This window comes from Vreelandella aquamarina (genome assembly GCF_044805175.1).
GTDB lineage: Bacteria > Pseudomonadota > Gammaproteobacteria > Pseudomonadales > Halomonadaceae > Vreelandella > Vreelandella aquamarina_B.
In genome coordinates this window covers 1880466-1907346 of the sequence record NZ_CP085232.1, presented here as the reverse complement: position 1 = coordinate 1907346, position 26881 = coordinate 1880466, and the positions used below count along the sequence as shown (strand labels likewise).

At 58.1% G+C, this 26881-nt stretch carries 23 protein-coding genes; 11 read left to right on the top strand and 12 right to left on the bottom strand.

Annotation, left to right across the window (positions count from 1 at the left end):
* Window positions 1–82 precede the first annotated feature (82 nt).
* The 8 genes from cysM to LG300_RS08940 all read left to right on the top strand — a co-directional run bounded on the left by cysM (window position 83) and on the right by LG300_RS08940 (window position 10414).
* Window positions 83–979, top strand: a complete 897-nt coding sequence (gene cysM / locus LG300_RS08975) for a cysteine synthase CysM (protein ID WP_404374661.1) — start codon at window positions 83–85, stop codon at window positions 977–979.
* Entirely contained in the window at window positions 980–2419 is a 1440-nt protein-coding gene (rlmD, locus tag LG300_RS08970) for a 23S rRNA (uracil(1939)-C(5))-methyltransferase RlmD (RefSeq protein ID WP_404374659.1), read from the top strand.
* A 71-nt stretch (window positions 2420–2490) separates the two neighbouring features.
* The gene (gene relA, locus LG300_RS08965) at window positions 2491–4767 is read left to right on the top strand and encodes a GTP diphosphokinase (RefSeq protein WP_044628368.1); all 2277 of its coding nucleotides are present in this window, start codon (window positions 2491–2493) and stop codon (window positions 4765–4767) included.
* Window positions 4767–5594 carry a nucleoside triphosphate pyrophosphohydrolase gene (mazG, locus tag LG300_RS08960; RefSeq protein ID WP_404374657.1) on the top strand — a complete coding sequence of 276 codons (828 nt, stop codon included), beginning with the start codon at window positions 4767–4769 and terminating at the stop codon, window positions 5592–5594. Before relA ends, mazG begins: the two co-directional genes overlap by 1 nt.
* Window positions 5595–5636: 42 nt before the next feature.
* Window positions 5637–8285: a phosphoenolpyruvate carboxylase gene (gene ppc, locus LG300_RS08955; RefSeq protein WP_404374655.1), complete on the top strand. Its 2649-nt coding sequence runs from the start codon at window positions 5637–5639 to the stop codon at window positions 8283–8285.
* A 76-nt stretch (window positions 8286–8361) separates the two neighbouring features.
* Window positions 8362–8907, top strand: a complete 546-nt coding sequence (locus LG300_RS08950) for a DUF924 family protein (RefSeq protein WP_404374653.1) — start codon at window positions 8362–8364, stop codon at window positions 8905–8907.
* A 26-nt stretch (window positions 8908–8933) separates the two neighbouring features.
* The gene (gene rluF / locus LG300_RS08945) at window positions 8934–9989 is read left to right on the top strand and encodes a 23S rRNA pseudouridine(2604) synthase RluF (RefSeq protein ID WP_404374651.1); all 1056 of its coding nucleotides are present in this window, start codon (window positions 8934–8936) and stop codon (window positions 9987–9989) included.
* A gap of 113 nt (window positions 9990–10102) precedes the next feature.
* Window positions 10103–10414 carry a hypothetical protein gene (locus LG300_RS08940; RefSeq protein ID WP_404374649.1) on the top strand — a complete coding sequence of 104 codons (312 nt, stop codon included), beginning with the start codon at window positions 10103–10105 and terminating at the stop codon, window positions 10412–10414.
* A 55-nt stretch (window positions 10415–10469) separates the two neighbouring features.
* Here LG300_RS08940 and LG300_RS08935 read toward each other — a convergent pair whose 3' ends face one another.
* From LG300_RS08935 to LG300_RS08880, 12 genes are all read right to left on the bottom strand, one after another.
* Complete coding sequence (locus LG300_RS08935; protein WP_404374647.1) at window positions 10470–11138, bottom strand: anthranilate synthase component II; 669 nt, start codon at window positions 11136–11138, stop codon at window positions 10470–10472.
* On the bottom strand, window positions 11135–12556 hold the full coding sequence (locus tag LG300_RS08930; RefSeq protein ID WP_404374645.1) for an anthranilate synthase component I family protein: 1422 nt from the start codon (window positions 12554–12556) through the stop codon (window positions 11135–11137). Before LG300_RS08930 ends, LG300_RS08935 begins: the two co-directional genes overlap by 4 nt.
* Window positions 12553–12819: a Trp family transcriptional regulator gene (locus LG300_RS08925; protein WP_083026323.1), complete on the bottom strand. Its 267-nt coding sequence runs from the start codon at window positions 12817–12819 to the stop codon at window positions 12553–12555. Before LG300_RS08925 ends, LG300_RS08930 begins: the two co-directional genes overlap by 4 nt.
* A 315-nt stretch (window positions 12820–13134) precedes the next feature.
* Entirely contained in the window at window positions 13135–13704 is a 570-nt protein-coding gene (locus LG300_RS08920) for a hypothetical protein (RefSeq protein ID WP_404374643.1), read from the bottom strand.
* A 44-nt stretch (window positions 13705–13748) separates the two neighbouring features.
* Complete coding sequence (locus LG300_RS08915) at window positions 13749–14579, bottom strand: class I SAM-dependent methyltransferase (protein ID WP_404374641.1); 831 nt, start codon at window positions 14577–14579, stop codon at window positions 13749–13751.
* Window positions 14580–14851: 272 nt separating this feature from the next.
* Window positions 14852–16555, bottom strand: a complete 1704-nt coding sequence (locus LG300_RS08910) for an AMP-binding protein (RefSeq protein WP_404374638.1) — start codon at window positions 16553–16555, stop codon at window positions 14852–14854.
* A gap of 75 nt (window positions 16556–16630) precedes the next feature.
* Window positions 16631–17539: a hydroxymethylglutaryl-CoA lyase gene (locus tag LG300_RS08905; RefSeq protein WP_404374636.1), complete on the bottom strand. Its 909-nt coding sequence runs from the start codon at window positions 17537–17539 to the stop codon at window positions 16631–16633.
* Between the two features lie 10 nt (window positions 17540–17549).
* Window positions 17550–19589, bottom strand: a complete 2040-nt coding sequence (locus LG300_RS08900) for an acetyl/propionyl/methylcrotonyl-CoA carboxylase subunit alpha (protein WP_404374633.1) — start codon at window positions 19587–19589, stop codon at window positions 17550–17552.
* Window positions 19586–20410, bottom strand: coding sequence for an enoyl-CoA hydratase/isomerase family protein (locus LG300_RS08895; RefSeq protein WP_404374630.1), 825 nt, complete (start codon window positions 20408–20410; stop codon window positions 19586–19588). Before LG300_RS08895 ends, LG300_RS08900 begins: the two co-directional genes overlap by 4 nt.
* A gap of 12 nt (window positions 20411–20422) precedes the next feature.
* Window positions 20423–22030 (bottom strand): carboxyl transferase domain-containing protein, encoded by a 1608-nt coding sequence (locus tag LG300_RS08890; protein ID WP_404374628.1) that lies wholly within the window; start codon window positions 22028–22030, stop codon window positions 20423–20425.
* Between the two features lie 10 nt (window positions 22031–22040).
* Window positions 22041–23210, bottom strand: coding sequence for an isovaleryl-CoA dehydrogenase (locus LG300_RS08885; protein WP_404374626.1), 1170 nt, complete (start codon window positions 23208–23210; stop codon window positions 22041–22043).
* 49 nt (window positions 23211–23259) lie between these two features.
* Window positions 23260–23664, bottom strand: a complete 405-nt coding sequence (locus LG300_RS08880) for a MerR family DNA-binding transcriptional regulator (RefSeq protein WP_289125912.1) — start codon at window positions 23662–23664, stop codon at window positions 23260–23262.
* A gap of 311 nt (window positions 23665–23975) precedes the next feature.
* On the opposite strand from LG300_RS08880, the gene LG300_RS08875 reads away from it, so the two are divergent.
* From LG300_RS08875 to LG300_RS08865, 3 genes are all read left to right on the top strand, one after another.
* Window positions 23976–24764 carry an ABC transporter ATP-binding protein gene (locus tag LG300_RS08875; protein WP_404374624.1) on the top strand — a complete coding sequence of 263 codons (789 nt, stop codon included), beginning with the start codon at window positions 23976–23978 and terminating at the stop codon, window positions 24762–24764.
* Complete coding sequence (locus tag LG300_RS08870) at window positions 24761–25510, top strand: ABC transporter ATP-binding protein (RefSeq protein WP_404374622.1); 750 nt, start codon at window positions 24761–24763, stop codon at window positions 25508–25510. Before LG300_RS08875 ends, LG300_RS08870 begins: the two co-directional genes overlap by 4 nt.
* A gap of 128 nt (window positions 25511–25638) precedes the next feature.
* Window positions 25639–26862, top strand: coding sequence for an ABC transporter substrate-binding protein (locus LG300_RS08865; protein ID WP_404374620.1), 1224 nt, complete (start codon window positions 25639–25641; stop codon window positions 26860–26862).
* The last annotated feature ends 19 nt before the right edge of the window (window positions 26863–26881 follow it).

Here is a 26881-nt window from a genome sequence, read left to right as displayed (position 1 = left end):
TCGTTGAATCTGGAAGGTTGCCTGTCCACTCACAGGCAGCACCGATATAATGCAGCATAACGGTTACGATAAGGAATGTTCGATGAATTATCCCACGCTTGAAGATGTGGTCGGCAATACGCCGTTGGTTCGCCTGAAGCGGATTACCGCTGGAAAGAATAATACGTTGCTGGCCAAACTCGAAGGCAATAACCCGGCGGGCTCGGTGAAAGATCGTCCAGCACTCTCTATGCTCAGCGAGGCAGAGGCCCGTGGTGAGATTGCTCCAGGGGACACGCTGATTGAGGCAACATCTGGCAATACCGGCATCGCGCTCGCCATGGCGGCGGCCATTAAAGGGTACAACATGACCCTGATTATGCCGGAAAACGCCTCCGCAGAACGCAAGCAGGCGATGGCAGCCTACGGCGCTAAGCTGATTACGGCCAGCAAAGAGGGCGGCATGGAAGAGGCCCGCGATATCGCGGATGCCATGATTGCTCGTGGCGAAGGCAAGCCGCTCAACCAGTTTGCCAATCCGGATAACCCGCTGGCCCACTACCGCACCACCGGCCCGGAAATATGGCGGCAAACGGGTGGCGAAGTTACCCACTTTGTCAGCTCCATGGGTACCACCGGTACCATTATGGGCGTATCGCGCTATCTTAAAGAGCAGAACGACGCCATTCAGATCGTAGGCCTGCAGCCCGCTGACGGGGCGAGTATCCCCGGTATTCGCCGCTGGCCCAAAGAGTATTTGCCGGCGATTTTCGAAGCGCCGCGTGTAGATGTCACCCTGGATATCGGCCAGCAAGAAGCGGAAACGCATATGCGCCGTCTGGCCCGGGAAGAGGGCATCCTGGCAGGGGTCTCATCCGGCGGAAGCCTGGCGGGTGCGCTGCGCATTGCTGAACAAACCGAAAATGCGGTCATCGTGTTTATTGTCTGTGACCGTGGTGACCGCTACCTCTCCACGGGCTTATTTGCCCCGGAGGTATAGATGGCTATGTTGGGTAAGCGGCGGCCGCCGCGTCCCGCCTCCGGCCACTCCGGGCTGGCGCGCCAGCCAAGCGGCAACGGCAAGGCGGCCAAGAGTGCGGCTGCCACTAGCGACTCCTCGGCGCCGCTGGTGATTGAACGGTTAGCCCACGATGGCCGTGGCGTTAGCCATAACCCGGCGGGTAAAACCGTGTTTGTCGACCAAGCGCTACCGGGCGAACAGGTTGAGGTGGCGGTGCACATCACCCGCAAGCGCTTTGATGAAGCGCATGTGAAAGCGCTGATGACTACCTCGCCCCAGCGGGTGACGCCGCCTTGCAGCCACTTCGGACACTGCGGCGGGTGTGATTTGCAGCACCTGGCGGTGGGTGCCCAGCGCGCCCACAAGCGTGAAGTCGTTAGCGAATTAATGGCGCGCCAAGGCATACCACTTGGCGAGGTGGCGGCGATTTCTGGGCACCAGGAAGGTTACCGCCGACGGGCGCGGCTAGGTGTTAAAGTCGACGGCCAGGGAAGTGTTCGGCTAGGTTTTCGTGCCGCCAACAGCCACCGGCTGGTGGATATCGACCACTGCCATATATTAGTACCTGCCCTGCAAGCGCTAATCGCGCCTCTAAAACAGCAGCTAAGCGAGCTGGATGCCCCGCGTGCCGTGGGGCATATTGAACTGCTCGCCACGCCGCAGGCCACCGTGATACTCCTGCGACAGCTTAAAGAGCAGCCGCAGGATTGGCAGCGCTGGCAAGCCTTTGCCGACCAGCATCAAGTGAGTTTAGGCGCATGGTTAGGGCGAGAGGCACCGTCCTTGCACTGGCATGGTGCAGAGCCTGTGTTGGAAGAGCGCTTTTCGCTGAGTGCGCTTGGTGTGTCGCCCGCGCAGGAAGATGTTGGTCCTGAACTGGTACTGCAGTTTGCGCCAGGTGACTTTTTGCAGGTAAATGCCGAGGTCAATCAAAAGATGGTGTCCCAAGTGGTAGCATGGCTAACGCCTGCCTCTGGGATGCGGCTGTTAGACCTGTTCGCCGGCATTGGTAATTTCAGCCTGCCCCTTGCGGCTGCCGGTGCCCAGGTGCACGCCATAGAGGGTAGTTCGGCCATGGTGGAACGCCTGGGCGATAACGCTGCCCGCAACCGGCTAAATGTTAGTGCCCGGCAGGCTGACCTTAACGATGCCGATATGGTCAAAGCGTTGCTGCGAGAGCATCCCGTCGATGCCCTGGTGTTGGACCCATCACGTAGTGGGGCGGAAGCTATCTGCCAAGCGGTTGGCCGCCACCGGATACCCAAGGTGGCCTATGTTTCCTGCGACCCGGCCACGCTAGCCCGGGATGCGGCACACCTTGTGCATGCGGGATATCGTGTTAAGCAAGTCGCAGTAGCGGATATGTTTCTGCACACTGCCCACATGGAAACGTTAATGCTGTTTGAATACGCGGGCTAGTTTGCCCTTTGCAGCGAGCCTTGGTGGCAGCGGTAGGTAACGCTGCCACCCTGAAAGGAAGAGTCATAGTCATGGTGAAAGTGCGTGAAGACCAGCCGCTAACAGAAAGCGGAAAGGTGGACATACAACAATGGTTAACGCGCCTTCAAGAAGATGTGCGCCTACGTGAACCCGAGCGTTTGCAGGAAGCCTGCGAGCTTGCCGAGCAGTTAGATCGGGAAGCGCCTCGAACCCATCGCGTGTGGCTGTCGCCCGGCTCCAGCTTCCGCATGGGGCTTGAGATGGCGGACATCCTCGCCGACCTGAAGCTCGACCAGCCAGCGCTAGAGGCGGCCGTGCTTTACCGCGCCGTGCGGGAAGGACTGCTGAGCCTGGAGGCGGTGACCAAACGCTTTGGGGATGAAGTCGCCAAGCTCATCGATGGCGTGCTGCAAATGGCCGCCATTAGCTACCCGTTGGCACCCAACCATGGCATGAGCCAGCACAACCAGCAGGAAAATCTGCGCAAAATGCTGGTGAATATGGTGGGCGACGTGCGCGTTGCCCTGATCAAAATTGCCGAGCGCACCTGTGCGCTGCGGCAGGTAAAAGATGCCCCCCGGGAGAAGTGTCTGCAGGTGGCCCGTGAAGTCGCGGACATCTACGCGCCGCTGGCCCACCGCCTGGGCATTGGCCAAATTAAATGGGAGCTAGAAGACCTCTCGTTTCGCTACCTGCACGAGGATGAGTACAAGGCCATCGCCAAGCTATTGGCGGAGAAGCGCCTTGACCGCGACCGCTATATTCACGACGTCGTCGAAACCCTCAAAAGCCTGATGGAAGCGCAACACATTCACCGTTACGACGTGAGTGGCCGAGCCAAGCACATCTACTCCATCTGGCGCAAAATGAAACGCAAACGGATCGACTTCTCGCAAGTGCACGATGTACGCGCCGTGCGTATTCTGGTGCCGGAAGTCACCGACTGCTACACCGTACTGGGGATTGTCCACTCCCGCTGGCACCACGTTCCCAACGAGTTTGACGACTACATTGCCAACCCCAAGAAAAACGGCTACCAGTCGCTGCATACGGCGGTACTCGGGCCGGAAAACAAGGTGCTGGAGATTCAGATCCGCACTTTTGCCATGCACGACGAGGCAGAGCTTGGGGTGTGTGCCCACTGGCGCTATAAAGGCCACGATACCAACGCCAAGAGCCGCAGCTACGAAGAGAAAATCGCCTGGCTGCGCCAAGTATTGGAGTGGCAGGACGAAGTGGGCGGCTTTGGCGACCTGCGCGAGGGCCTCTCCAGCGATGTCGCCCCAGACCGCATCTACGTTTTTACCCCCGATGGGCACGTCATCGACCTGCCGCGTATCGCCACGCCGATCGACTTCGCTTACCGGGTACATACCGAAATTGGCCACCTTTGCAGGGGAGCCAAGGTTAACGGCCGTATCGTACCGCTGACCTACAAGCTCAAAACCGGCCAGCAGATCGAGATTCTTACTGCCACCAAAGGCGGCCCCAGCCGCGACTGGCTGAATCCCAGCCTTGGCTATGTGCGCACCTCCCGCGCCCGGGCAAAAATCCAGGCATGGTTTAAGCACCAGGCCCGCGACCAAAACCTGCATGAAGGTCGGGTACTTTTTGAGCGCGAAATGCGCCGCTTGGATGTGGAAGGGCTGGACCTGACCAAGCTCGCCAAGGCCGTTAATTACCAAAACGCCGACGATATGTACGCGGCGCTGGGGGCTGGCGACCTGCGTATTGGGCAAGTGCTGCACCAGGCCCAACAGCTGTTTGGTGAAACCGACGACCAGGAGCAGCTCGACCGCCTGTTGGCAAAACCACGCCGCCAGCCCAGCAAGGCCACTCAAAGCGATATCACCGTGCTGGGGGTGGGCAACCTGAAAACCAGCATGGCCAACTGCTGCCGCCCGGTGCCCGGTGAGCCCATTGTGGGCTTTATTACCCAGGGGCGGGGAGTGACCGTCCACCGCCAGGATTGTTCCAACATTCTCCAATTGCGTATGGAAGAGCCCCAGCGCATTATCGAGGTGGAGTGGGGCGAGCGGGCACACACTCGCTACCCGGTGACCATCGAGATTCAAGCCTGGGACCGCTCGGGCCTGCTACGCGATGTGACGGGCCTGCTGGGCAACGAGAAGGTCAACGTGCTGGCGGTGAATACCTTAACCGACACTGACGAAGGCATTGCCCGCCTGAGGATTACCCTGGAAGTGGACGGTCTGGAATCTCTCGGCAGGCTGTTCTCGCGCATCCAGCAGCTACCCAACGTGACCGAAGTGCGCCGCCTGCGTAACGCCGACCCCGAAAAAAGTGCCCGCAAAGGAGGGGCCTGATGCGCCACACCCTGGATGATTTGCTCACCCTAATGGCCGTATTGCGAGACCGCGAGCAGGGCTGCCCGTGGGATATCAAGCAGGATTGGGACAGCATCGTGCCCCACACCCTGGAAGAGGCTTACGAAGTGGCCGACGCCATCGAGCGCCGCGCTTTTGATGAGCTGCCCGGTGAGCTGGGGGACCTGCTGTTTCAAGTGGTTTACTACGCCCAGTTTGGTGCCGAGGAGCAGCGCTTCGACTTTCACGATATTGTCGACACACTGACCGCCAAAATGCTCCGCCGTCATCCCCATGTGTTTCCGCAGGGCACCCTGGCGTCACGCCGCCCGCCCGGCGTCAGTGCCGAAGAAGTCAAAACCCAACAGGTGAATAGCCGATGGGAAGCGCTCAAAGCGGACGAACGCGCCGAGCGGGCTACCGAAGCCCCGTCGGTGCTAGATGATGTGCCTAGGGCGCTGCCCGCCCTAAGCCGCGCGGCCAAACTCTCCAAACGCGCTGCCCGAGTGGGCTTTGATTGGCCGGATGCCCGTGGCGTGCTGGACAAAATCCGCGAAGAGCTGGATGAAGTCGAAGAGGCGCTGGCGGCAGGCGATAGGCGGCACGCCCAGGAAGAGGTCGGTGACCTGCTGTTTGCCGTCACCAATTTAGCCCGCACCCTCGGGGCCGACCCCGAACAGTGCCTGCGTAACACCAATACAAAATTTGAGCGCCGCTTTCGCTATGTGGAACGCGCGCTTGCCGAGGCAGAGCGCCCGCTAAGCGAGGCCTCGCTGGACGAAATGGAAGGCCACTGGCAAGCCGCTAAAGCCCAAGAACAACGCTAACTATCAAACACATCAACGCGACCCCGCAAGGAGGCCACGCCCATGAGTCATGATTTACACGAATCCCTGCGCGACAACGTGCGTATCCTAGGCGATAGCCTGGGAAGAACCATTGCCGACGATTTAGGCCAGTCGTTTGTCGATAAAATCGAAACCATTCGTGCCCATGCCAAGCGGGGTCGCCAGGGCGACTCACTGCAGCAGCGCCAGTTGATAGAGTACCTGCGCCAGCTTCCCGAGCGCGACCTCTTACCCGTTACCCGCGCCTTTAACCAGTTTTTGAACCTGGCTAACATTGCCGAGCAGCACTATCGGGCGCGGTTTCGCCGGGTCGAGGACTACAAACCCGGCTCGCAGCCAGCGCTAGGAGAGTTGTTAGCACGTGCCCAACAGGCCGGTAACTCGCCCCGTAAACTGGTGGAAACTCTAGCCAATATGCGCGTCGAGCTGGTATTGACCGCCCACCCCACCGAAGTTATCCGCCGCACGCTGATCCAGAAGTACGACGCCATTGATGAGTGCTTGACCGCGATTGAGAGTTCGGAAGATTACCCCGAACGTGGCGCCCGCGCCCAAGGCCGCCTGGAAGAGCTGATTAGTCAGGCGTGGCATACCGACGAGATTCGTCACGAACGCCCAACGCCGGTGGATGAGGCGAAGTGGGGCTTTGCGGTGATCGAGAACTCGCTGTGGCAGGCGGTGCCGGATTTTCACCGCGACCTGGATAACCTGCTGCTGGACACTGCGGGCGAGCGCCTGCCGCTAGATGCCGCGCCGATTCGCTACGCCTCCTGGATGGGTGGCGACCGCGACGGCAACCCGAATGTCACCGCCAAAGTCACCCAGGAAGTGCTGCTGCTGGGCCGCTGGATGGCAGCGGACCTCTACCTGCGGGATTTAGAGCAGCTTAAAACCGAGCTCTCCATGTGGAAAGCCAACAGCGCCCTAAAAGCTGAAGTGGGCGATGTGGCGGAGCCCTACCGAGAATTGCTCAAACGCCTGCTGACCAAAATGGAATCCACCCGCGACTGGGCCAAAGCGCAGCTGGATGGCCGCAACTACGACGGCGGGCCGATCATCGAAACCCGCGACCAACTCTACGCGCCGCTGCTGGCCTGCTACCGCTCGCTGTGCGACGTGGGGCTGGATACCATCGCCAACGGCGCGCTGCTGGATACCCTACGGCGTGTGGCCGTATTTGGCGTCACGCTGACCAAGCTCGACCTGCGCCAGGAAGCCAGCCGCCACGCCCAGGTGATGGAAGAACTCACCAGCTCGCTGGGGCTAGGCCACTATCAGGAGTGGAGCGAAGCCCAGCGCCAGGAGTTTTTGCTCGCGGAGCTGGAGTCCCGCCGCCCGCTGATCCCCCGCCGCTGGGAGTGTTCGGCGGAATCCCGGGAAGTCATCGATACCTTCAAGGTGATCGCCCAGGAGCACGCCGAGGCGCTGGGTACTTATATTATCTCGATGGCCGCCGAGCCTTCCGACGTGCTCACCGTGGCGCTTTTGATGAAAGAAGTGGGTGGGCAGGTCACGCTGCCTATCGCGCCGCTGTTTGAAACCCTGATTGACTTGGACCACGCGGGCGATGTGATTGACCAACTGCTGTCGCTGCCGGGCTACCGTGCCCTGGCCAAAGACCGCCAAGAGGTGATGATTGGCTACTCCGACTCCGCCAAGGATGCCGGGCAGCTCGCCGCCGCTTGGGCCCAGTACCGCGCCCAGGAAGCGCTGGTGAACGTGTGTGAGAAACATGGTGTGGACCTAACGCTATTCCACGGTCGTGGCGGCACCGTTGGCCGTGGGGGCGGCCCGGCCCACGCGGCGATTCTCTCTCAGCCGCCAGGCTCCGTGAACGGCAGCCTGCGGGTGACCGAACAGGGCGAGATGATTCGCTTCAAGTTCGGCCAGCCGGATATCGCCCTCCGCTCTATGGAAATCTACGCCTGTGCGGTGTTGGAAGCCACGCTGCTGCCACCGCCCGCACCGGAGCCCCACTGGCGCGAGGAGATGGATCAGCTAGCGAAAGTCGCCCATGCCGCTTATGTGGGCGTAGTACGCGAAGACCCTGACTTCGTGCCTTACTTCCGCGCGGTGACGCCGGAAGGTGCGCTGGGCCGATTACCGCTAGGCTCGCGGCCCACCAAGCGCCGCCAGGATGGCGGGGTGGAAACCCTGCGGGCGATCCCCTGGATTTTCGCCTGGACGCAAATCCGCCTGATGCTGCCCGCTTGGCTTGGCAGCGGCGAAGCCTTCTCCCGCCGCCTGGAGCAGCCCGGCGGCCGGGAGGTGCTGCAAGAGATGCGTACCCAGTGGCCGTTCTTCGGCACCTACCTTGATATGCTAGAGATGCTGCTAGCCAAAGCGGATGTGGCGATTGCCGCCTACTACGAGCACCGCTTGGTGGATGAGCCGTCGCTAAAAGCGTTGGGTAAAAAGCTCCGTGAGCGCTTCGAGCGCCTGGAAAACGTGGTGCTGGACATCCTGCAGCAGGAAAAACTGCTGGAGAACACGCCATTGATTCGTCAGGCGATTGATGTACGTAACCCCTACATCGACCCGCTGCACGGCCTGCAGGCCGAGCTACTGCAGCGTAACCGCGATGCTGATGGGGCGATTAGCCCGGATCTCTCCCGCGCGCTGATGGTCACCATGGCGGGGATTGCGGCTGGCCTGCGTAACACCGGCTAAGCTGAAGACAGCCCACCAGCGCCGCTACCGATGGGTGGCGGCGCTTTTCTTTATGTCCGGTGTTGGAGGCAGAAACATGACCACAGACGCTCAGGCCGTGCTGGCTTTCTGGTTTCAGGAGTTGTCGCCAGCCCAGTGGTTTAAGAAAGATCCCAAGATGGATCAACAGATTATCGAGCGCTTTAGCGATGTGCTTGAAAAAGCTGCGGTCTGCGAGTGCTTTGAGTGGCGTCGTTCGGCTCGCGGGCGGCTGGCGGAAGTGATCGTGCTGGATCAGTTCTCTCGTAATATCTACCGCGATGATGCCCGCTCGTTCGCCAGCGACACGCTGGCGTTAGCGCTGGCCCAGGAAGCGGTGGCCAGCGGGGCGGATCAGTCGCTCTCGGCGGTGGAGCGCAGCTTTCTCTATATGCCCTATATGCACAGCGAGTCGGCGGCCATTCATATGGTGGCCATGCAGTTATTCGACCAGCCGGGGCTGGAGAGCAATCTAGAATTCGAGAAACGCCACAAGGCGATTATTGATCGTTTTGGGCGCTACCCGCACCGCAATGCGGTGTTAGGTAGAACCTCGACCCCGGAAGAGGTCGAATTCCTCAAGCAGCCCGGCTCCTCTTTTTAACGTTTATTTAGGTTATATGGCGTTTTATGACGTTACGAAAATCTACCCGTATCAATAAATACATCAGCGAAAGCGGCCTCTGTTCCCGCCGGGAGGCGGATCGCTTTGTCGAGCAGGGCAATGTGTGGATTAACGGCCGCCGGGCAACCACCGGTGACCAAGTGGTCGCGGGGGATCGGGTAAAGGTCAACGGCCAGGAGATCGAACCCCAAGAAGAGGAGGATCTCGTACTTATCGCGCTGAACAAGCCGGTAGGGATTGTGTGCACCACAGAGTCGGCGGAAAAAGACAATATCGTTGAGTTTGTGAAGCACGGGACGCGTATTTTCCCGATTGGGCGGCTGGATAAAGACTCCCAGGGGCTAATCTTTCTCACCAACAACGGCGACTTGGTCAACAAGATCCTGCGCGCCAACAATAACCACGAAAAAGAGTACGTCGTGACGGTAGATAAACCGATCACCGACGAGTTTATTGCCGGTATGCAGGGCGGCGTGCCGATTCTCGGGCAGATGACCAAAAAGTGTCAGGTGGTCAAAGAGTCCACCTTTGTGTTCAATATCACGCTAGTGCAGGGGCTCAATCGTCAAATTCGCCGCATGTGCGAATTCTTCGGCTATGAAGTCACGCAATTGGTGCGCACCCGGATCATGAACGTGTCGCTCAAAGGGCTGGCGCTGGGGGATTGGCGCGACCTTACTTCTAAAGAGATCGACACAATCATCGCGCTCACCGAAACCTCGGAAGCCGCGCCGGAGAAGAAAAAGCCCGCCAGGCCCAACTACAACGGTAGTGGGAATAGCGCGAAAGGTAAGAAACCGACGGCTAAGCGCGCCTCCCCCAGCGCCAAGGCGGGTAACAAAGTACGTAAAGACGCCAAGGCCAAAGGGACCGTGCCCGGTAAACCGAGCGCCAAAGGAAAGCCCGCTGGCAAACCGGCCGCTAAAGGTAAGGGCAGGCCCGGCGGTAAACCCAACGGCAAACCGGTGGCGAAGGGGGCAAGTAAGGGCGCAGTGAAGGGCGGCCGTCCAAGCGGTAAGCCAGTAGGCGGCAAGCCACCTCGCGCACGGGGCAAGCGCTAGTCGCAGCGCATTGGCTTGCTAAAAGCTAAAGTTTTCCGCGCGGCTTGCTGTCGTTCGCATAGAGCCACTACGTTGAAGAGTGAACGGCTCAGGAATGCGAAGAGGACGCTAGGATGGCAGACGATAACCTGAAAGACGCCAAGGTAGTCGATCACCACGGCCTGCCAGTCGGGCAGGTGGTGAGGATAAGTGAGCGCCGAAATGTCGAAATACGCACGCCTTCCGGGCAGCACTTTTGGGTAAAGCCGGAATCGTTGGCCAAAAGCCAGGGGCTGTGGTGCTTATTGAAGGACTTTACCGCTTACACGGCAGATAACACGGAAACGGTATGGTCGGAAAGCGACCTGGATGAGGCCGCCGACGACACTTTTCCCGCTAGCGACCCGCCCTCGTTTACGTTGGGCGATGAGGGCAAAGGGCGGTAACAGGGGGCGGGTACCTGTGGGTGCCCGCCCGGTGGGTTCGTTACCAGTAGGTGCGTTAGTAACGGTCAGAAAACAGGAAGTTGGCAATCAGCTCTTTGCCGCCCTCGGTGGCAAACGACTCTGGGTGAAACTGAATGCCGTGAATCGGGTAGTCACGGTGCTTCACGCCCATCAGCTCAAACTCACCCGCCGCCTGCCAGCGGCTGCGCTCGGCAAAGCTGTCGGCGGTGAGTGCGCCCACCGTGGCGGTTATTTCCAGGCACTCCGGCAGCGTCGCCGCATCGGCAATCAGCGAGTGGTAGCGCATCACCTCAAGTTGGTCGGGCACGCCGTTGAATACCGATTGGTTATTGTGATGAATGGGGCTGATTTTACCGTGCATCGGCAGCGGCGCTTTCACTACCTTGCCGCCAAATACATGCACAATGCCCTGCATGCCGAGGCAAACCCCCAGCAGCGGGGTGGTTTTGCCCAGTTTCTCAATCACCTCGGCGCATACGCCAAAGTAGCGCGGGTCGTCCGGCGAACCGGGGCCGGGCGAGATAATGATGCGATCCGGGGCCATGGCTTCGATGGCTTTGAAGTCGATCTGGTTATTGCGCTTCACTACGATCTCAAAATGAGGCAGCCCGCCGCGATTCTTCTCCGTGGTCAGAATCTCACCAATAAACTGGTAGAGGTTATAGGTGAAGGAGTCGTAGTTATCGATGATCAGCACCTTCATGCGGGGCTCTCCGTTTCCGTATCCATAAAGGGGGCCAAGGCCTTGCGGGTGCCGGCGAATTTGCGGCGGATCTCTTCGTACTCATCCTCGGCGTTGCTATCAAACACGTTGCCGCCACAGGTTTGCACGTAGGCGCGCTCGCCGTTGACGAACACCGTGCGAATGGGGATCGCAAAGGTGCAGTCGCCGTTAAAGGAGAACTGGCCCACCGCGCCGCCGTAGGGGCCGCGCCCATCGGTTTCCAGGTCATCGATGATTTTCATCGCTTCAATCTTGGGTGCGCCGGTTAGTGTGCCCGCGGGGAAGTTGCTGGCCAGCGCGGTGAACATGTCCTCGCCTTCGGCGATGATGCCGACGATCTCGCTGGAGATGTGCTGAACATGGCTGAAGCGCTTAATATCCATCAGGCTGCGTACTTTCACCGTACCAAACTGGGCCACTCGACCAATGTCGTTGCGGTGCAGGTCTACGATCATATTGTGCTCAGCGATCTCTTTGGGGTCGTTGAGCAGCGCGCGGGCAAGCTGGGTATCTTCCTGGGGCGTTTGGCCGCGCAGGGTGGTGCCCGCTAGCGGAAACGTCTCCATTTCTCCCTGGCGCAGACGGAACAGCAGCTCGGGGCTGGCACCGATCAGCTTCTGCTCGCCGAATTTGACGTAGTACATCTGCGGCGAGGGGTTGATGGTGCGTAGCTGGTCGTAAAGCGCCAGGGTATCGCCCTGAATGCGAAAGCGCTTTTTAAAGCCCACTTCGCACTGGAAAACCTTACCGTCGATGATGTCCTGCTTCACCTTGGCAACCGCTTCGGCGTGCTCGGCTTTGCTCATGGTGTCGCCCAGTGCGGTAATGTGCAGCGGGCCTGCGGGTTCGTCGTCAGTGTCGATCAGCGTCTGCAGAAACTCGTAGCGGCTATTGTCGTAGTAGAAGTAGGTGACTTCCCCGGTCATCTTGTCGAGGATGAGGCCGTCTTTATAAAGCCCAAAGCGGAACGTATCGAAGTCGTCGCTGGCCTTCAGCGTCAGCGACGGCTCGAAGTACTGCATGGCGTCGTAGCCCAGGTAGCCGCTTAACCCGCCCGCGTACTTGCGCGAGATAATGTTCTGCGGGATCAGGCTACGTAGCAGCTCGTAGGGGTTGTCGCTGGGGTAGTGGTTGGCATCGCCGTCGCGGCTTTCAATGGTCAGCGTGGTGCCATTGGCGTAGAGCGTGTACTCGGGGTCGAAGCCGATAATCGAGTGGCGCGCCATATGGCTATCTTCGCCTAGCGATTCCAGCATGTAGCAGGTATCGAAGCGCCGCTCGATTTTTTGGAACAGGGCAAAGAAGTCGCAGTCCGCCGCGAGGGTAACGTAATGAGGCTTGCGGGGCAGAGTGAACGGCTGGGGGCCTGCCGCAGCGGCCGTATCGGTGGTGCTCATAAGTGATCATTCCGTGAAGAGGCTAACATCGTCAGCGCGCGTGATCCGCGTGACACGGTCGCAATACCCACGCCTAGGGTTTCGGCAATTTTGCGGTGGGGCACGCCCTCGCGCAGCAGCTTAAAAATCTGTAGGCGCTTGCTGATTTCTTGGTACTCTGCTGGCGTAAGCAGGCTGGCCAGCGCCTCATCCATTGCGTCGGGCGTGTCGATCGCAAGCAGGTGGCGCACCAGGTCAGCTTGAAACGTATCGTGTAAGGACATCGTGCCACCGAGTGGTTGGTCATGTACTAGTGTACTAGTACGTTAACCGATTGCTCAGGGAAGTCAAGTCGCAGTGAGGTTAAGGAATCGCCATGGCCGGCTATTTTATTCAGGCATTTATTTATTAGTGAATTCAAGCACGAGATTAAGGCCAATATCGAACCGCCCAAAGGGCTGCTGATAGAAGCTGGAAGAGGCGCTGATTATCGAACGTCGCGATGAACCAGGAGTGGCAGGAGTTACATCAGAAAGATGTGCCGATTTGGACGGTATCCGCCCACGAGGGCAACAAAAACAAGGCAGTGTAAAAGACGATTAGAACGGCATATGCACTGATGCACTAAGCATATTGAGGTGGCTTAGCGTTGGAGCATCAATGCGTTCGTACTCTAAGCGGCTGACTAAGCGATTGATAGTCACGGTGGCACCGAAGCCTTGCAATAGGGCAGTGCCGCCATCGTCTGCCAGGGGTTGATCGGCGTCGCCCCGCCATTCGGTCAGGCCTGATTTGGCGTAGATGCTAAATGCCCCCATGCGGATACCCGCCACAATGGCACCGCCAAGACTCAAGGTGTCCATAATCATGGGATTGACGCTTGAAGCGATAGGGACTTCTTCGCTTTCACGGTAGGCAATTTCAGCGCCAATATCTAACTGTGGCAGCTGCCAGGGGCTGAACCCTGCGGTTAAACGGAAGCCAGAAGTGTAGCTATCTAGGCTACTTAAATCGCTGCCTTCCAGCACCACGCCGTTATCCAGGCGCATTAACTCACTGTCTGGGGTCGCGTAAGAGATAACAGGAACGTCTTCATCGGCAAAACACCCACTAAAGGGCAGCATAGTGCCGAATAAACTCAAGAGCAGGGTGCTTGCCAAGCGGTTCATTGGCCTTCCTCTTATCCTTTCTCGTTGGCGTTATCCTTCTCAGCCTAGCAACGAGCGCTGATTTCCACCACGTTAATTGCACCATTCGCCAGGTTTTCCAATAAATGTTTACCCATGCACATAAACCGTTCGCCAAACACCCACTGCGGGGAGAGCACAGCGGTACGCGGGGCCTGCTCTTTTTGCCGCTGGCGCTGACGCCACTCCAGCGCGGTGTGGCTCCAGTCTTCGCAGTGCTGAATCTTAAAACCACTTGCTTCTAATGTTTGGGTCAGCTCGGGTAACGAGAGCAGGTGCGAATGCGCTGGCCCTTCGGCCCAGGGCACTGGGAATAGCAACGCTTCGCTGTTAGGGCCGCTGACGACTTCATGCATGACCAGCTGCCCGCCAGGGCGCAGCACGCGGCGGCACTGGGCAAGCACTTTGTCGGGGTCGGGCATATTCATTAGGCTGTGCTGAAACAGCACGGCATCGAAGCTGGCATTGGCAAACGGTAGCGCGCAGGCATCACCGGTTACCCAGTGCAGCGTGCCACGGGTTGGCCCTGTACCCTGATGGCCTAGTGCCAAGCGGCTAATGGCCTGGTTGAGTGCGCTAAAGCGGTGGGTAATATCCAGCCCGGTGATATGAAGACCCAACTCGGCCCCTTGGCGCATTAGCCCGCCTAATCCTGCGCCTATATCCAGCACGTGCTGGGTGTTGGGTTCCAGCAGTTCAAGCAGCCTTGTGGATGCGGCAATGCCGCCGATGTGTAGTTGGTCCAGCGGAGCAAGCTGGTGCAGCGTGGGACCATCGGGGTAGTGGGTATGCAGCTGGTGGAGAATATCCTGGTCGCGCAGCGCTTGATGATAGTGGTGGGCGAGGGAAGTGGGCATGGGGAGTCTCGGTATGGGCGAGCGTCTACTGATCAGGGTTACTGCCTGCCGTTCAGCTAAGCTTGATTAGCGTTTGTGGGAGGGAGCTTCAGCTCGCGACGTGTGGCTTGGCCAAGGCATCTGACGGTGCCATTCGCCCGCTAAAGCGGCCTCCCACCCAAGCATTATGAGTAAATTAATATCTTAACTGACCGGCATTACGAGCTAAGGGTGACTTTGTTCGTCTGCTATCTCGCTCGCATTAATCGTTTTTAGCAGCGTCGAGTCACTCGTTACTTTTGATCCTCCAGCCCCAGTTCTTTAATCGAAATTTCGCGCATTTTGAATTTCTGGATTTTGCCGGTGACGGTCATCGGGAACTCATCCACAAACTTGAAGTAGCGCGGGATCTTGAAGTGGGTGATTTTACCTTTGCAGTATTCGCGCAGGTCTTCACCGGTAATTGCGCCCGCATTGCTATTGAGCTTCACCCAGGCAATTAGCTCCTCGCCGTACTTTTTATCCGGCACGCCGGTGACCTGCACTTCCGAGATAGCTGGGTGGGCGTATAAAAACTCCTCGATCTCTTTCGGGTAGACGTTCTCGCCGCCGCGAATCACCATGTCTTTGATGCGTCCGACAATCTGGATGTAGCCCTCTTCATCCATCGTGGCCAGGTCGCCGGTGTGCATCCAGCCCGCTTCATCGATCGCCTCGGCGGTGGCTTTCTCATTATTCCAGTACTTCAGCATTACGCTGTAGCCGCGGGTGCACAGCTCGCCAATTTCACCACGGGGTAAAATACCGCCGCTACCGGGGTCGACAATTTTACTTTCCAAGTGGGGCTGGGTGCGTCCTACGGTGGAAACGCGTTTTTCGATCGGATCGTTAGCACCCGTTTGAGTAGAAACAGGGCTGGTTTCGGTCATGCCATAGGCGATTTGTACGCCTTTCATATTCATCTTATTGATGACCTGCTTCATGATCTCCGCTGGGCAGATCGAACCCGCCATAATCCCGGTGCGCAGCGTCGAGAAATCGGTGCTAGCGAAGTCAGGGTGCTCAAGCTCGGCAATAAACATGGTGGGTACGCCGTAGAGCGCGGTCGCTTTCTGCTCATGTACGGCTTTCAGCACTTTGCCGGGGTCAAAGCCCTCATCTGGATAGATCATTGCTGCACCGTGAGTCATGCAGCCCAGGTTACCCATTACCATGCCGAAGCAGTGGTAGAGGGGGACGGGAATCACTAAGCGGTCTTCACTGGTGAAGCCCATGCTCTCTGCCACAAAGAAACCGTTATTGAGGATGTTGTGGTGGGAGAGCGTTGCCCCTTTGGGAAAGCCGGTGGTACCGGAGGTGTACTGGATATTGATCGGGTCATCGAACTGCAGCGTGGCCTGCAGGTCGTCTACATCGGTTTGGCTAACCTTGTCGGCTTCGCCAACAAAGTCCGCCCAGCGCCACATGCCGCTGTGCTTGTCGGCGCTTAGATTGATCACGCACTCAAGCTCAGGCAGCTTTTGAGATTTCAGCTGGCCTTCGGCACAGCTTTTAAGTTCTGGGGCCAGTTCGTAAAGCATGGCCGTGTAGTCAGAGGTTTTGAACTGGTTGGCAGTGACTAAAAAGCGCGCGCCCGACTGATTCAGCGCGTACTCCAGCTCGTGGGTGCGGTAAGAGGGGTTGATGTTGACCAAAATCGCGCCAATTTTGGCGGTGGCAAACTGGGTCAACGTCCACTCGCTGCAGTTGGGTGCCCAAATACCGACGCGGTCGCCTTTTTGAACCCCAATGGCGAGCAGGGCGCGGGCGCAGCGGTTCACTTCTTGCTGAAGCTCACGGTAGCTCCAGTGGATGTTTTGGTGTAGCGCAATTAGTGCGTCGTTATCCGGGTACTGTGCGGCAATTTGATCAAACTTATCGCCGATGGTCATGCCCAGTAGTGGCTTGTCGGCGGTGCTGCTGGTATAGCTGGGCATGATGGTTGCAGGTGATGCCATGGTGTGTCTCCGATGTCTTTTTCTTGTCTGAACGGGAAGCGAAATATTTTTATATTATTAAGGCTGATGAAGCCGTTAGGAGGTTGACCTGCCCTTAGCGAGTGCGACTTTAGCATTGGGAGTGCGTCCAAGCTGCTGGGTAATCCAATAGCCGGTATCAATCACTGCCTGCAGATTAATGCCCGTATCGATACCAAGCCCCTCCAGTAAGTAAAGTACGTCTTCGGTGGCTACGTTGCCTGAGGCTCCTTTGGCATAGGGGCAGCCGCCCAGGCCCGCCGTGGCGGCATCAATCACGCTGACGCCATCCTCAATGACCGCATAGAGATTGGCAATTGCCATCCCATAGGTGTCGTGGAAGTGGGCGGCTAGCTTCTCAATCGGTACCTGCTGGCGGGTGGCTTCAATCATACGCTTAGCGGCCAGTGGCGTGCCCACGCCAATGGTGTCGCCAAGAGAAATTTCATAGCAGCCCATGTCATACAGTGCCTTGGCGACGTCAGCCACTTTATGGGGGGCAATATCGCCCTCGTAAGGGCAACCCAGCACGCAGGAGACATAGCCTCGCACCCGCACGCCGGCCTCGTTGGCTCTTGCGAGCACCGGCTCAAAGCGTGCTAATGACTCGGCAATGGAGCAGTTGATGTTCTTCTGGGAGAACGCTTCCGATGCCGCGCCAAATACCGCGACTTCCTCAATGCCTGCCTCCAGGGCGCTTTCCAACCCCTTTAGGTTAGGTGTCAGCGCGGAATAAACCACGCCAGACTGGCGCTGGATTCCGCGCATGACTTCGGAAGCATCGCCCATTTGCGGCACCCACTTGGGTGATACAAAGCTGGCCGCCTCAATGTGGCTAATGCCTGCATTAGCCAGCCGCTCAATCAGCTCGATCTTGGTGGCGGTGGGCACCAGGGTGCCCGGTTCGTTTTGCAGCCCGTCGCGGGGGGCCATTTCAAATAGCTTGATAGACGTTGGCAGTGCCATGCTTCTGCTCCTATTCGCTTGGGGCAAAGTCGAGCAGCACATCGCCCTGGCCGACGGTGTCGCCAGCCTGGAAGTGGAAGGCTGCGACGCTGCCATCGGCGGGGGCGGTCATGGTGTGCTCCATCTTCATGGCTTCCATCACCATCAGCGGCATACCTTTCTCCACCGACACACCGGGTTCGACCAGCAGCGCGACCACCGTGCCGTGCATGGGCGCGGTGAGGGTGGTTTCCGCTTCGTGGTGGCCGTGGTCGATGGCGTCAATACGCCGCCAGAAGAGGCGGGTTTCACCACTCGGCTCGGACATGACCACCACATGACCATCTTTGCGCGCCTGCAGACGGCGGCGGTGACCGTTGAGCGTGACGGCGACGGCATCGCCTTCCAATGGCTGCAGGCTGGCACTTAACGTGCTGTCGCCAACGGTGAGCTGCCACTGAGTATCCAAGGTGTCGCGCTTGCCTTCTACCACTACCACGGCGCTGTCGCTATCCGGGGCTTGGGCGCTTGCTGGGTCGCATAGCGCAATGCGAATGGTGTGCGGCGCGTTGAGTCGGAAACCATCGTGTCGATCCCAAGGGGAATCGCTTTCGCACTCTTGTGCTAGCTGGTGCAGGCCAATTAGCGCGGCGCTAGCGTACTCCTCGGTAGTGTAGTGGCGCGGAGCAAAAAGCGTGGCTTCGTTGCGCTCAATAAAGCGCGTATCCAGCTCGACATTTTTAAAGCCAGGATGATTGGCTAAGCGCTGTAGGAAGGCACGGTTGGTCACCACTCCTTGTACGTCCAGCGCCGCCAGCGCCCGGTTGAGGGTGGCCAGCGCGGCGTCGCGGTCAACGCCATGCACAATCAGCTTGGCGAGCATCGGGTCGTAGTGCATCGACACCGCATCGCCGCTCTCTACGCCACTATCCAAGCGCACTTGATCAGCGCCTAGCCCTGCGCCTTCCAAGTCCAGCGCAAAGCGGGTGAGCAGGCCGGTGGCGGGCAAGAAGTCCTGCTCTGGGTCTTCGGCGTATATGCGTGCCTCAAAACTGTGGCCAGTAATGGTCAGTTCATCTTGGCGGCAGGGCAGCGGCTCGCCCATAGCAACTCTCAACTGCCACTCCACCAAGTCTTGGCCGGTAATCATCTCGGTAACGGGATGCTCTACCTGCAGGCGGGTGTTCATCTCCATAAAGTAGAACGAGCCGTCGGCGTCTAACAGAAACTCCACCGTGCCTGCGCCTACATAGCCAATCTCTTTAGCCGCGCGAACGGCCGCTTCGCCCATGGCGGCGCGCAGTTCAGGCGTCATGCCGGGGGCGGGGGCTTCTTCGATGACTTTTTGATGGCGACGCTGCACGCTGCAGTCCCGCTCGAACAGATATACGCCGTTGCCGTAGCGGTCGCAGAATACCTGAACTTCCACATGGCGGGGCTGCACCAGATACTTCTCGATTAGCATGCGGTCATCGCCAAACGCCGCTTTCGACTCACGGCGGCAGCCATCCAGCGCGGCTTTAAAGCCTTCGCCGCTCTCCACCACGCGCATACCTTTACCGCCGCCACCTGCGCTGGCTTTGAGCATGACGGGGTAGCCGATCTTATCAGCTTCTGAGCGCAGCAGGGCATCGTCTTGGTCGTCGCCGTGGTAGCCCGGCACCAGCGGCACGCCCGCGTTGGCCATGCGTGCCTTGGCGGCGGATTTGTCGCCCATGGCGGCAATGGCGGAAGCGGGCGGGCCAACAAAGGTAATGCCCGCTTGCTCTAATGCTTTAACGAAGGTGCCGTTTTCAGACAGAAAGCCGTAACCGGGATGGATGGCGCCGGTGCCGGTACGCTTGGCGGCGTCAATGACCGCATCAATGTTTAAGTAGCTTTCACGAGCGGCGGCGGGGCCAAGACGTACGGCCTCGTCGGCTTCGCGCACATGGCGGGCAGTAGCGTCGGCGTCGGAATAGACCGCCACGGTTTTTAAACCCATGCGGCGGGCGGTACGCATGACGCGGCAGGCGATTTCACCGCGGTTGGCCACCAGCAGGGTATCGAATTTGGTCAGGGTAAACGTCATGAGCGTGGCTCCGCAGCGTTGTTGTGTTTTTCAGGTGACGTCCAGGCGGGGCGGCGCTTGTCAAAAAAGCTGGCAAGACCCTCTTGGCCCTCTTGGCTCACCCGCAGCTTGGCAATCACCTGGCAGGTGTGCTCGCGGGTGGCGTCGCTATCCGGCGCTTGGGCCACGGTAGCTAACAGGGCTTTCGTCGCCCGCTGTGCTTGGGGGGAGCCTTTCATTAGCGTGGCGACCATGCTATCTACCGCGCCATCCAGCGCTTCGTGTTCTACTACTTGATGGGCTAAACCCAGGCTCAGCGCAGTGGGGGCATCCATTACTTCGGCGCTCAGTGCATAGCGGCGCATCTGGCGCTGCCCCAGCGCGCGCTGAACATAAGGACTAATCACCGCAGGCGACAGGCCAATATTGACTTCAGAAAGGCAGAACTTGGCCTTTTCGGAGGCGATAACGATATCGCAGCAGGCGGCCAACCCCACCGCGCCGCCAAACGCCGCGCCTTGTACTCGGCAGATGGTCGGGCAGGGTAGCGTATCCAGGCCGTGCATGAGGGCTGCGAGCTTGCGGGAATCCGCCAGGTTGTCTTCCAGGTCGTAATCGACCATACGCTTCATCCAGTTCAGGTCAGCACCTGCGGAGAAGCTTTTACCTTCCGAGCCGAGTACCACTACTCGCACGTCGCCTGCATTTGCCAAGCCGTGGAGCTTTTCCAGATGAACATTGAGTTCGGCAATCAGGCTATCGTCAAAGGCGTTATGCACCTCTGGGCGGTTTAATGTCAGGCGGGCGATACCCGCCTCAATCTCTAGGGTTGAGTAAGCCATGATGTTCGCCCCTTACATCCGGAACACGCCGAAGCGTGTCTCTTTGACTTCTGCATTCATCGCGGCGGCCAATGAAAGCCCGAGTACGTCGCGGGTTTGCAGCGGGTCGATTACGCCGTCATCCCACAGGCGGGCGCTGGCATAGTAGGGGTGGCCCTGGTGCTCGTACTGGTCGCGGGTGGGCTGTTTGAAGGCCTCTTCTTCCTCTTTACTCCAGGTTTTGCCTTCGCGCTCGTACTGCTCGCGTTTTACCTGGGAGAGCACCCCTGCCGCCTGCTCGCCGCCCATCACGGAAATACGCGCGTTGGGCCACATAAACAGTAGGTTAGGGTCGTAGGCGCGGCCGCACATGCCGTAGTTGCCCGCGCCGAAGCTGCCGCCAATTAGCACGGTATATTTCGGCACGTTGGCGCAGGCCACGGCGGTGACGAGTTTAGCGCCATGCTTGGCAATACCTTCATGCTCGTACTTAGAGCCAACCATAAAGCCGGTAATGTTCTGCAAAAACACCAACGGAATCTTGCGCTGGGCGCATAGCTCGATAAAGTGCGCGCCTTTTACGGCGCTCTCAGAAAACAGTACGCCGTTGTTAGCCACGATGCCCACCGGGTAGCCGTGGATATGGGCAAAGCCGGTGACTAGCGTGTCGCCGTAGTAGCGTTTGAACTCGTCAAAGTCGGAGCCATCGACAATGCGACCAATCACTTCGCGCACGTCATAGGGCTTTTTCAGGTCGGTGCCGACAATGCCATACAGCTCTGACGGGTCGAGTTTTGGCGGCCTGGGCGGTTGCATGGCCAGCTGGCCGCGCTTTTGCCAGTTCAGACGTGACACGCAGGCGCGGGCTAGTTGAAGCGCATGGGCGTCGTTTTCGGCGTAGTGGTCGGCCACGCCGCTGACTTTGGCGTGAACATCGGCACCGCCTAGGTCTTCGGCGCTAATGCTTTCTCCTGTGGCGGCTTTTACCAGCGGTGGGCCGCCCAGGAAAATCGTGCCCTGCTCTTTAACGATGATGGACTCATCCGCCATGGCAGGCACGTAGGCGCCGCCGGCGGTGCAGGAACCCATGACCACAGCGATCTGTGGGATGCCTTCGGCGGATAGGGTGGCCTGGTTGTAGAAGATGCGCCCGAAGTGGTCGCGGTCGGGGAAGACCTCATCCTGGCGGGGCAGGAAGGCGCCGCCGGAATCCACCAGATAGATACACGGCAGGCGGTGCTTGCGGGCAATTTCTTGGGCACGCAGGTGCTTTTTGACCGTCAGCGGAAAGTAAGTGCCCCCTTTAACCGTGGCGTCGTTGGCCACAATCACGCATTCAACGCCAGATACCCGGCCAATGCCGGTCACCACGCCTGCCGCTGGCACGTCACTGTCATAAACATCATGGGCCGCCAGGGCGGAGAACTCCAGAAACGGTGAGCCTTCGTCAATTAAGTGGTCAATGCGGTCGCGCACAAAAAGCTTGCCCCGGCTTTCGTGGCGGGCACGAGCGTTAGCGCCGCCGCCCTGGGCAACGGCGGCAGTGAGTTCGCGCAGTTTGCTGACTTCCTTCTGCATGGCGATTTGATTGGCTTGGAAGACATCACTGCGTGGGTTGATCTGTGTGGTGATGGTACTCATGGCGCGGCCCTTACTTACTTTCGTTGAAGAGTTCGCGGCCAATCAGCATCCGGCGAATTTCGCTGGTGCCCGCACCAATTTCATAAAGCTTTGCGTCGCGCAGCAGGCGGCCGGTGGGGTACTCATTAATATAGCCATTGCCGCCCAGCAGCTGAATCGCATCCAGCGTTACTTGGGTAGCTTTTTCAGCGCAGTAGAGAATCACTCCGGCGGCATCTTTACGAGAAGTTTGGCCACGGTCGCAGGCACTGGCCACGGCGTATAAATAAGCACGGCAGGCGTTAAGCGTGGTGTACATGTCCGCGACTTTGCCCTGTACCAGCTGGAACTCGCCGATAGACTGGTTGAACTGCTTACGCTCGTGAATGTAGGGCATCACCACGTCCATGGCAGCCTGCATAATACCAATGGGGCCAGCGGCAAGAACTGCACGCTCATAGTCCAAGCCGCTCATCAGTACGCGTACGCCTTTGCCTACTTCTCCGAGCACGTTTTCGGCAGGCACGCGGCAATCCTGGAAGACTAATTCGCAGGTGTTGGAGCCACGCATACCCAGCTTGTCGAGCTTCTGGGCGGTGGAGAAGCCCGGCATGCCTTTTTCGATAATAAAGGCGGTGATGCCTTTGGAGCCGGCATCCGGGTCGGTTTTGGCGTAAACCACCAGCACATCGGCATCCGGGCCGTTGGTGATCCACATCTTATTGCCGTTGAGGATGTAGTGGTCGCCATCCTCTTTCGCGCGCAGCTGCATGGAAACCACATCAGAGCCTGCGCCGGGCTCGGACATCGCCAGCGCCCCTACATGGTCGCCGCTGATCAGCTTGGGCAGGTATTTGGCTTTTTGCTCGGCGGAGGCGTTGATCTTGAGCTGGTTAACGCACAGGTTGGAGTGCGCGCCGTAGGAGAGACCGACAGAAGCGCTGGCCCGGGAGATCTCCTCCATAGCGATACAGTGAGCGAGATAGCCCATGCCGCTACCGCCATCCTCTTCAGGTACGGTAATGCCTAGCAGGCCCATATCGCCGAACTTCTTCCAAAGGTCGTTGGGGAACTCGTTGTTGTGATCGATCTCGGCGGCACGGGGGGCAATTTCGCTGGCGGCAAAGGCGTTGACCTGCTCGCGCAGCATGTTCAGCTCATCGTCAAGACCGAAATTTAGTTCTGAATAGTGGGAAAACATGGTCAATCACCTTGTCGTTGTTAATGGGGTCGTTATGTGTTGATGTTGTTTACTTCGTGGTGGCCGGGTGTTTCTCGTTAAGCTCTTCCAGTGCTTGGCGGCAGCGTATCTCAGCGCTTTCTAGCTCTAACTGCACCATGGTGATGTCTTTCATCTGCTGTTCTAGTGCGGCTTTGCGCTCACTGATTTTGCTCAGCATCAGGTGCAGCTGTTTTTCGCTGCCGCTGCGGGTTTCATCCCATAGCTCGAACAATTCGCGGATCTCTGCCAGCGAAAACCCTAGGCGCTTGCCACGCAATGTTAACTTTAGCCTTACGCGATCCTTGCTGCTGTAGATGCGTGTTTGGCCCCGGCGAGTGGGGTGCAGCAATTCCTGGTCTTCATAAAACCGGATGCTGCGTGTGGTTACATCAAACTCACTGGCCAGTTCACTGATCGAGTAGGTTTTGCTCATAATCGTTATTCTCGTCAATAGGGGGATGACCCTATGGAACACTGACCATGAGGCTAAAACAAGTTTACGTTAACGTAAAGCTGAGATTGCATTAATTGTTTTATTGCTTGTTTTGGATAACTGTTTGATATTTAATAATTTTTAAGCTTTATTTGGATGCTGAAAGGCAGTGCGTAGACCAAAGTTGTAATTGTAATACCCTGTGTTGGATTGCTAGTTTGCACTTACACCTTACGTTCAGGTAAGGATGCGTTGCTGGCTAACAAGTTTCGCTTCCCACCGTACAAGAACAACAAGAGGCGTCTTACCTCATGCGTGCAGACGAAGTATCAAACGGGCCGGTACTCGAAACCCGAGGGCTGACCAAAGAATTTCGCGGATTTACCGCCGTGGATAACGTAAATCTCCAGGTACAAGAGGGGCATATCCATGCCTTGATTGGCCCTAACGGGGCAGGTAAAACCACGGTTTTTAATCTATTGACCAAGTTTTTACCGCCTACTCGTGGAGAAATTCTCTATCGCGGCCAACCTATTACTAGCAAAAAATCTAACGAAATCGCTCAGCTTGGCTTAGTGCGTTCGTTCCAGATTTCTGCAGTATTTGCTCATATGACCGCACTGGAGAACGTGCGCGTGGCGCTACAACGCCAGCTCGGCACGTCGTTTCATTTCTGGAAATCAGAAAAGTCTCTGGACCATCTAAACGACCGTGCCCTAGCACTGCTGGATGAAGTGGGCCTGCGTGAATATGCCGATACGCTCACCGTAGAAATGCCCTATGGCCGCAAGCGTGCGTTGGAAGTGGCCACAACGCTGGCGCTTGACCCTAGCATGATGCTGCTGGATGAGCCGACCCAGGGCATGGGGGCGGAAGACGTTGACCGCATCGTGGCACTAATCAAGCGGGTATCTCAAGGTCGCACAGTGCTGATGGTGGAGCACAATCTTAGCGTCGTCAGCCGTTTGTGCGACCGTATTACCGTATTGGCACGTGGCTCGGTGCTAGCGGAAGGGGACTACGACACGGTTTCCCGCAACCCGTTGGTGCGTGAAGCCTATATGGGAAGCGAAGCCGCTACCGAGGAGGCCGCCGTATGAACACCGCTGAAGCATTTGAGAGTCAAGAAGCCCCAGAAAGCCAAACACTGGAGATGCTGCGGATTCAAGATCTGCACGCCTTCTACGGTGAGTCGCATATTCTGCATGGCGTGAACTTCGACGTTAAGCGCGGTGAACTGGTCACGCTCTTGGGACGTAACGGCGCGGGTCGTAGCACAACGCTAAAAGCGATTATGAATATGGTTGGCCGGCGCACGGGGTCCGTGGTGATTAACGGCAACGAAACCTTGCACATGAAGCCGCACCATATTCCCCGCTTAGGCATTGGTTACTGCCCGGAAGAGCGCGGCATCTTCGCTAGTCTGGATGTTCACGAAAACCTGCTGCTGCCGCCCACCGTGCGTTCAGGCGGAATGAGCCTGGATGAAATCTATAGCATGTTTCCAAACCTCTATGAGCGGCGTAGGAGCCAGGGTACGCGGCTCTCTGGTGGTGAGCAGCAGATGCTAGCGATGGCTCGTATTCTACGCACGGGAGCACGCTTGCTGCTGTTAGATGAAATTACCGAAGGGCTAGCGCCAGTCATTGTACAGAAACTGGGCGAAGTACTGGTGCAGTTGAAAGAGCGTGGCATGACCATTGTGCTGGTGGAACAGAACTTCCGCTTTGCTGCTCCGCTGGCAGATCGCCACTTTGTGATGGATCACGGTCAGATTGTGGAGGAGATCACCGCAGCGCAACTTCCTTCGCGGCGTGAACATTTAAACAGCATGCTGGGGGTGTAACACCGACATCATTCGACAAATATACGCACCGTCTTAAATAAGCAGAATCACCAACGCTCCACGAAAACAACGCTACAACTGAACGTCCGTATCACAACAACAAAGGCCTTCAGGGCCAGGAGACGCACATGACCTTTATGAAGAAAACGCTAGCCGCTAGCATCGCCGTTGCCGCTGCCTCCAGCATGGCGATTTCAACTGCACATGCAGAAATCAGCGATGGCGAAGTACGTATTGGCTATTTGGCCGATATGTCCGGCACCTATCGCGATCTGGCCGGCCCCGGTGGCCAAACCGCGATGGAAATGGCAGTGGCGGATTTTGGCGGCAGTGTCAACGGCTCGCCCATTGTGGTGTTCAGCGCTGACGACCGTAACAGCGCTGACGTGGGTGCCAATACCGTGCGCGAGTGGATCGACCAACGCAACGTCGATATGGTGGGTGGCCTAGTAGCTTCCTCGGTATCCATTGCGGTAACCAAAGTGCTGGAAGAGAACAACGGCCTGGGCATTGTCTCCGGCTCGGCGGCGTCTAGCATTACTAATGAGCACTGCACTCCGAACCACATCCACTGGGTATATGACACCTATCCGCTGGCGAATGGCACGGCGAAAGCGGTAGTCGAGCAGGGTGGCGATAGCTGGTTCCTGCTCACCGCTGACTACGCCTTCGGCCATGCGCTAGAAGCCGATGTAACCAGCGTGGTTGAGGCGAATGGTGGTGAAGTGGTAGGCGGTGTGCGCCATCCGTTCCCCACCAGCGACTTCTCCTCCTATATTCTCCAGGCGCAAGGCTCTGGCGCGAAAATTGTTGGTTTGGCTAACGCCGGTGCCGACACGGTTAATGCCATTACTACGGCCAGCCAGTTTGGCTTGACCCAAAGCGGCCAACAGCTAGCGGGCCTGTTGATCTTCCTGAACGACGTACATGCGTTGGGTCTTGAAGCCACCCAGGGCCTGCTGCTGACCACCGGTTGGTATTGGGATATGGATGAAGAGGCTCGCGCCTGGTCTGAGCGCTACTTTGAAGAGACTGGCCGTATGCCCACGATGGTACAGGCCGGCATCTACTCCAGCACCATGCACTACCTGAAAGCCGTGGAAGCCGCAGGCACCGACGACCCGGAAACCGTGCGCGCGAAAATGGCTGAAGAGCCGATTAACGACTTCTTTGCCCGTAACGGTAGCATTCGTGAAGATGGCCGTATGATTCACGATATGTACCTGGCTCAGGTGAAAACACCGGAAGAGTCTACTGGTGAGTGGGATCTTTACAAAATCCTCAGCACCATTCCCGCCGCAGAAGCCTATCGCCCGCTCTCTGAAAGCCAGTGTTCGCTGGTGAATAATTGATTTTGGGTGAGTGACGGAA